Below are 7,654 nucleotides of genomic sequence, written 5' to 3' on the forward strand. Positions count from 1 at the left end.
ACCATTAAAGATAACGTTGAAAAGACAACCGTCTCAAGTGCTGTAGCTAGAGCTATAGGAATTCCTAATTTAAAAATTTCTCCCCACTTTTCGAATTTTACTTTTTCTTTTTCAAATATTTTATACTTATTAATTTTAGGATTTATTAATACTATAAATAACGCTATAAAAAATAGCACAGTATACGTCACTGAGACAGCTACTGCATTTCCTGCACCCCCAAGCTCAGGCATACCAAATTTTCCAAAAATGAAACTATAGGCAAAGAATACATTTACAGGTACAGATACTATCATCATTATCATCGATAATCTTGTTAATCCTAAACTGTCTATAAACGCACGTAAAACTACATATAAGAAGATAGATAGTACTCCAAAACTTTCATAAAATAGATAGTTCTTAGTTATTTTTGCAATATTACTATCCATACCTAATCGATCTACTATTGGTGTTGCTAAAGTATTTAGTCCAATAATTAAGACAACACTGATAATAACAGCTATGTACAGAAATTGTCTAACTACCGTAGGAATCTCTTCTTCTTTATTTTTTCCGATTAATTGCGATACAATCGGAATCAACGCTAACACAATTGCATTTAGTGTATACATAATTGGATTCCAAATGTTAACACCCATACTTACACCTGCTAAATCTGTAGGACTATAATGTCCCGCCATAAACGTTCCAATCATACCAGATGAATATGAAATTACTTGATAAACTAAAACTGGCAATAGCAATTTAATAAAAATACTTGCACGTTCAGAAAAGTTTTTCCCTTGATACATAACCCCTCCTATGATTTACATAATTTTATTTTTTCAAAACACAAAAAAAATCCAAAAGCGAATTTACTTTTAGATATCATCGATTTATACTATATGCAACCGAGACTTGAATAGATTAAAAAACCGTTAGTCTAATCGACAACTCAACCTCGACAAAAACTCACACCCACAATAGACTTACTTAATGCTGCTTCCTTCCGGACCTGACATGGTTCATAAGTATTGCGTCGTAAGGTGCCTTAGTCTCAACATTACGTGTTAAACTCGACATTCCCTATTCTACCCGCATCTCGGTATTCGGTCTTGCTAAAGCGGATTGCAAGTACAGGGCACCGCTAACTCCCCACCTAGCATTTCTTAATTATATCAAATTTAAAAATAAAAAGCAAGGAATTAATAAAATTAAAAACAATGTTAATTTCTGTAGTTAATTCCCAAAGTAAGGGATTGCCTTAAAAATTCTAATTTTTAAAAAAATTTATAGACACCATGATTTGTTGATATCTAAATTCGCTTTATAGGAGCTTTTAGATATCTAATAAATTTTGTGAAACGGTCTCAACAAAATCAATTTCACCGGAAATCATGATTTTTGAATCATTCTCTTAACCTAAAACTATTTTTTTAATTTATCTAATTCATTAGGTTCTAGGATACATTCATTTTCATTAATAACTAAACAAGGAATACCAATTTTCATATTACCTCTTATTCCTTCGAACTGTGAATATGTATCTCTAACATATAGAAATTCTTTAAAATTTCTTAAAGAAGACATTACTTCTACTTCTTTATATATAATCCCTAATTCTGATAATTTTTCTTTAAACGGTGCTGTGTCCGGACAGCTTTCTGCAAAATATAAAATATATTCCATTATATACTCGACTCCTTTGTAAACTCACTACCACTATTATATCACTTTTATCGTTTTCTTTGTATCTTTACCCTCTGAATTGACGATGAAAACACAGACGCTAATAATATTCCCATTGCTATCGCCCCTGCTTGAAGAATAGTCTCAATCCCAACTTGAGAAGCTACTCCATAATTCTTCGTTACAATATTTTGCATAGTATTATACATACCATAACCTGGAACTAGAGGTACCATCCCTGTATAAATAAATATAGTTGCTGGCAATTTTAATATTCTAGATGCGTTAGTAGAAAGAACACCTACACAAACTGCTCCAAGAAAACTACTTACTACAACATCTGCTAATAGCAAATTAGTCACTACGTGAACTAACCAACCGATGGCACCAATTAACCCACAAGTAAATATGGATTTCTTAGGTGCATTAAAGAAAATACCAAAAGATGCACTAACCACAAAGCCAGCTATAAATTGTATAAAAATATTATTCTCCATAGTTTCTCCTTACACCAATTTTAATCCCATAACAACACCAAGCGCAATAGCTGTAGATACAAAGATTGCAGCTTGTATTCCTATCATTCCAGACAGATAATCCCCAGCCATAAAATCACGAACAGCATTTGTGACCTGAACTCCAGGAACAAGAGGCATCAAACTCATAATAATAATACTAAATGGATTATGTATTAAGAAAATCTTATTTAATAACATTACCAATATAGTTGTAATAAATGCTCCCAAGAAATTACTTACAAATAATGTCAGTTTATATTTTGAAGTAAATGTTATAAACGCAGCCTGTATAGCCATTATTAAAAATGCAATCAAACTATCTTTAAAGGTCCCTCCAAACATTATCGCAAAAAATGGAGCTGATAAAGTTAGAGCAACTATAACCGAAGTAGTAGAATATCTTTTTTTCGCCTTTACCTCTTTCATTTTTTTAAATGCATAATCTAGCGTACAACCACCCATTACCATTTTTCTAGATATATCATTTAGAAGTGCAATCTTCTCTAAATCACGATCTCCCAAAACAACCCTTCTCATCGTCGTATAAGTATTGTCATTATATGTAAAAGATACAATAACAAAGTTATAAGTAACTAAAATATTTGCCGCTTTAATATTATCAAATGACTTATAGATTCTATTAACTGTATCTTCAACCCTATATACTTCTGCTCCGTATGACAACATGCTTTTAGCAATTTTTACGCTAAAATTCAATAACTTTTTAGCTTCTCTTTCATCATGTAAAGATTGCAACATACCTTTCCCTCCTTATTATAAAAATTTTAAGAAATAATTTCTAATATTTTTTTATATTTATTTTTAAATTCAGCTACTTTATTTTCTTGAATTTCACTTGCTTTTTCTAATTGACTTAAAATATATTCAATTTTTGAAAGTTCTTGTTTTTGTTTCTTCACAAACAATTCATTTTTATCTACTAATAAATACTTACCAAAATTAATCTCATCTTCTGTTAATTCCATAACACCTGGTTTTGCAACGATAATCTCATAAATATGACCATCTTCTTCAATAATGTTTTCTGCTGTTATCTCATAACCTAATTCTTGTAATTTTTCTCTAACAAAATTTTCTCCAACGTTTGGCTGAAGTACTAAATTTGGTTTATTCGCTAATTTTTCTTTACCTTTTTCTAGTATATCTGCTATTAGCTTTCCACCCATACCACAAATTGTTATTACTTCAATATTATCACTTAACTCAATAGCATCCAAACCTGCAGCTTTACGACAATCAATAGTTCCAACTAAGCCTTCTTCTCTAACATTTTTTATAGAAACTTTATGTGGTCCTTCAACAATTTCTCCCGCTACAGCATAATCAATTTTATTATTCTTAGCTAAATAAATTGGCAAATAGGCATGATCACTTCCAATATCAGCTAACCTTCTATTTTCTACATATTCAGCTACTAATTGTAATCTCTTGTTTATTGCTAACATTCTATCTCCTTTATTAATCTAAAAAATCTTTACTAAAACTTGTCGTTATAATCGACTTATCTTTTTTATCAAAATTTTCAAAATCGGTTATTATTGTATCACCAAACTCTGCTTTTAATTTCTTAGAAAGTTTTCTAAGTCTCTCTTCTTCTTTATAATCTTTTTTATCAAAAATATCAAGCTGAATTTTTAATTCTTTTGCTTTTTTAATATCATTTAACGATACACCTAGTAATCTTACTCCTTGTGTGAAATCATAATGTTCAACCAACAATTCCCATGCATAATTAAAAATATCATTCGCGTTAGAAATATATTCAGGTATCTTCTTAGATCTAGTAATTGTCTTAAAATCACTAAATCTCACCATTATCGAAACATTGTTTCCTACATAATTGCGAGATTTAACCCTAGAACTAACCTTCTCACTTAATTTTTTAATTTCTTTCAAAATATCATCTTCATCTATTAAATCGTTAATAAATGTTTTGGAATTACCTATAGACTTTCTATCAACTGTATATTTTAATTCCGCGTTACCTTCTCCATTAGCCTTATTTTTTAATCTCAGACCTTGAACACCTAGAAGACTATGTAGAATAACCTCATTCGCACTAGCAACATCACCAATTGTATTTATACCAATTTTTTTCAATTTTTTTGTAGAAGCCTTCCCACAACCATGCATCTCTCCTATATCCAGATTCCATAGTATATCTTTATAGTTTTTCTTATTAATAATTGAAAAACCAAGAGGCTTTTTCAAATTTGATCCCATTTTAGCAAAAAACTTGTTAAAAGAAACGCCTACTGATGACGGCATTCCGAGTTGCTTATAGATTCTACGTTGAATTGTAGCTATCACCTTTATTGGTTCAGAAAAATCACTTAAATCTATATATGCTTCATCAACAGAAACTATCTCAATCTTGTCTGTATATTCACGAACTAAATCAAAAATCAACTTAGACTCTTGTTGATACTTAGCCATATCCGGACGAAGTATTTTTATATTAGGACATATTTTCCTTGCATCTCCAACCCGCATAGTAGTTTTAATTCCTAACTCTCTCGCCTCATAATTAGAGGTTACTATTATACCATGTCTAGTTTTCACTTCTCCTGCAATTGCTAAAGGTTTTCCTTTTAACTCAGGATTATACTTTTCTTCTACACTTGCATAAAAGCAATTCATGTCGATATGAGCAATAACTTTTGACATTTTTTCACCTCATTTACATAGACTAAAAACGGGAACAATAAGGAGCAATTCAAAACGGGAGTGACTCAAAATCACGATTTTGAAGAAATCGATTTTGTCGAGTCACCCCCGCACAGTTTATTAGATATCTAAAAAACTTTTATAAAGCGAATTTAGATCTTAATAAACCACTGCGTCTATGAGTTATCATATACACTTTGTTAAAATTCAGGACTTCTGAGTCGGCCCCTCTTTGTTGTTCCCTCCGATTTCCCGTTATATTTCATTACTAAACTAATGAAAAGTTAATTATTATTATTGGTTTTCTCTTAGTATTATCATATAGTAAACTTGAAAGCATACTTCTAATCTCAGCTTTCACAGCTGCACATTCTCTAATACTCTTAATTGGATTATTTTCTAAGTACTCAATCACTTTTTCTTCTGCTTCCTTGATTAACTCCATACTCTTCTTAACATAGACAAACCCTTTAGTTTGAATAACCGGTCTTCCTACTAGAGTTTTCTCTTTTTTACTAATAGCATATGAAGCGACGAAGATTCCATCATTTGATAATAGTTTTCTATCTTTTAATACGCTATCTTCTACATCTCCGATTCCTCGACCATCAACAAGAATATTCCCCACAGAAACGTTGTTTAATAATGTTTTAGATTTGTTTCCGCTTAATTCTAAAGTCGTACCTTTAGCTAAAATATGAATATTTTCTGCTGCAACTCCAGTTTCAGCTGCAATTTCTGCGTGCTTACGAAGATTTCTAAATTCTCCTTGAACAGGGATGAAGTGTTTTGGCATAAGCATATTTAACATCATTTTCAGCTCTTCTTTAGTTGCATGGCTAGCAGCGTGAAGACGCTTAGAAGCTGTCACAACATTTGCTCCAAGTTTAACTAATAGGTTTAAAGTTTGGAATAACATAACTTCCATATTTGGTGAAGGCGTAGCTGCGATCATGATTGTATCACCAGATTCAATTTGAATTCCATCAATTTTTTTCTCAGCAATATTCTTCATAGCCTCTATTGGTTCCCCTTGGTCACCTGAAGAAAGGATACATACTTCATTTTGTGGATAGTCTTTTAATTCTTCAACTTTAATTAAGTTACTATCTTCAATTTGTAAATAATTCATATTTCTTGCAGTATTGATAGATGCTTCAATAGCTTGACCTAGAAGTAAAATCTTTCTATTTTGCGCTAATGCTGCTCTTACAATATGAGAAATTGTTAGGAAGTTAGAAGCATAACACGTTACAATAATACGTTTATTTGCTTGGTAAAATGCATTATCAATTTGCTCAGCAGCTTCATTCTCAGGAACATTATATCCCTTAACATTAGCATTACTTGAATCACTTAATAAAGCTAGAACACCTTTTTGACCTAATGTACTAATTTTCACAATATCAGATTTATATTCTTTACTTACTGATTGGTCAAACTTGAACTCACCAGTATAAACAATATTTCCTTGACTAGTTTCAATACAAATACCTAAAGAATCTGGCATTGAATATGTAGTTTTAAAGAATGTAACACTAGCATTATTAAAATCATACTTATTATTGTCTTTTACATAGTAAAACTTGATTCTTCTCTTAATGCCTAATTGTTTAAGGTGATTTTTTAATAAATCTATTGTTAATTTAGAACCATAAACTGGACATTTTAATTTATCAATAATATATGGTACAGCTCCCATAGAACTTACGTGACCATTCGATAAGAAAATCCCTTTAATTTTTTGTTTATTACGTACTAGGTAACTTATATCTGGTATAACGGCATCGATACCAATCATCTCTGTTTCTGGGAACATTAACCCTGCATCAAGAACATAAATCTCATCCCCAATCTCCACCATATACATGTTTTTAGCTACTTCTTCTACTCCTCCTAATGGAGTTATGCTAATTTTAGGCAATTTCTTAGATTTATTTTTCTGAGATTTAACTTTATTCGTGATTTTCTTAACTACTTGCTTAGTATTGTTGTTTTGCTCTTTTGCAGCTAGTCTATTATTGCTTGCACGATTATTAATATTATTTTTCTTATTATTATTTTTCTGTAAATTTTTCGAAATACTTATTCCACTATTGTTACTCATGTTTTCCTCCTTGTATCATTGATTTTATAGGTTCAAAGTCTCTTCTGTGAATTGGTGTTATTCCATATTCTTTTAAACCTTCTAAATGTTTTTTTGTACCATATCCCGCATTATTCTCAAAATCATAATGTGGATATTTCTTCGCATATTCTTTCATTAAATTATCACGATAAACTTTTGCAATTACAGAAGCAGCTGCAATAGATACACTCTTCTCATCACCCTTTACCATACTAAAATTTGGTATTAGATAATTCTCAAATGGCATAGCATCTATTAGTAAGAAATCAGGTTTTATCTCTAATTTCTCTACTGCTCTTTGCATCGCTATACGAGCCGCATTATAAATATTATATTTTTCAATCTCAATGTTATCCACTTCACAAATGGCATACGCAACAGCCTCTTTTTTTATCTGTTCATATAATTCTTCACGTTTTTTTTCTGATAATTTTTTTGAGTCATTTAATCCTTCGAAATAGCTATCTTGTTTTAAAATTACCGCTGCAGCAACTACTGGTCCAGCAAGCGGGCCTCTTCCTACTTCATCTATTCCACAAATATACTTACATCCATTATTATAACATTTATTTTCGTAAAATGATTTTTTTTCATACTCTTTTTTATAAAAAAGTTTTTTCTCTTGCTTCTTAGCATAACTTAGTAGTAG

Annotated in this window: 8 protein-coding genes and 1 other RNA gene; all 9 read right to left on the minus strand. The window is 30.8% G+C overall.

The annotated features are described in order from the left end of the window. Positions 1–794: MATE family efflux transporter (locus tag RWN11_RS06200; RefSeq protein ID WP_314160895.1), on the minus strand; the 794-nt coding region annotated here is incomplete at its 3' end. 91 nt (positions 795–885) lie between these two features. Continuing rightward, positions 886–1,150, minus strand: an RNA gene (ffs, locus tag RWN11_RS06205) — signal recognition particle sRNA large type. A 260-nt stretch (positions 1,151–1,410) separates the two neighbouring features. Beyond that, entirely contained in the window at positions 1,411–1,671 is a 261-nt protein-coding gene (locus RWN11_RS06210; RefSeq protein WP_314160896.1) for a hypothetical protein, read from the minus strand. Between the two features lie 47 nt (positions 1,672–1,718). Next, complete coding sequence (locus RWN11_RS06215) at positions 1,719–2,168, minus strand: threonine/serine exporter family protein (RefSeq protein WP_314160897.1); 450 nt, start codon at positions 2,166–2,168, stop codon at positions 1,719–1,721. A 9-nt stretch (positions 2,169–2,177) separates the two neighbouring features. Further along, positions 2,178–2,948, minus strand: a complete 771-nt coding sequence (locus RWN11_RS06220; protein ID WP_314160898.1) for a threonine/serine exporter family protein — start codon at positions 2,946–2,948, stop codon at positions 2,178–2,180. Between the two features lie 26 nt (positions 2,949–2,974). Then, positions 2,975–3,655, minus strand: a complete 681-nt coding sequence (locus RWN11_RS06225) for a tRNA (adenine(22)-N(1))-methyltransferase TrmK (RefSeq protein ID WP_314160899.1) — start codon at positions 3,653–3,655, stop codon at positions 2,975–2,977. Positions 3,656–3,668: 13 nt separating this feature from the next. After that, entirely contained in the window at positions 3,669–4,877 is a 1,209-nt protein-coding gene (locus tag RWN11_RS06230; protein WP_314160900.1) for a DNA polymerase IV, read from the minus strand. Positions 4,878–5,145: 268 nt separating this feature from the next. After that, positions 5,146–6,984, minus strand: a complete 1,839-nt coding sequence (locus tag RWN11_RS06235; RefSeq protein ID WP_314160901.1) for a ribonuclease J — start codon at positions 6,982–6,984, stop codon at positions 5,146–5,148. Further along, the coding region (locus RWN11_RS06240; protein WP_314160902.1) for a ribonuclease HII at positions 6,977–7,654 on the minus strand (678 nt) is incomplete at its 5' end. The genes RWN11_RS06240 and RWN11_RS06235, both read right to left, overlap by 8 nt.

The organism is uncultured Gemella sp., from assembly GCF_963519265.1.
Lineage (GTDB): Bacteria > Bacillota > Bacilli > Staphylococcales > Gemellaceae > Gemella.

Excerpts from the sequence above, each read along its gene's own strand:
- RWN11_RS06220 (WP_314160898.1), bottom strand. The coding sequence starts at position 2,948 with ATGTTGCAATCTTTACATGATGAAAGAGAAGCTAAAAAGTTATTGAAT.
- RWN11_RS06210 (WP_314160896.1), bottom strand. The coding sequence starts at position 1,671 with ATGGAATATATTTTATATTTTGCAGAAAGCTGTCCGGACACAGCACCG.
- RWN11_RS06230 (WP_314160900.1), bottom strand. The coding sequence starts at position 4,877 with ATGTCAAAAGTTATTGCTCATATCGACATGAATTGCTTTTATGCAAGT.
- RWN11_RS06215 (WP_314160897.1), bottom strand. The coding sequence starts at position 2,168 with ATGGAGAATAATATTTTTATACAATTTATAGCTGGCTTTGTGGTTAGT.
- RWN11_RS06225 (WP_314160899.1), bottom strand. The coding sequence starts at position 3,655 with ATGTTAGCAATAAACAAGAGATTACAATTAGTAGCTGAATATGTAGAA.
- RWN11_RS06235 (WP_314160901.1), bottom strand. The coding sequence starts at position 6,984 with ATGAGTAACAATAGTGGAATAAGTATTTCGAAAAATTTACAGAAAAAT.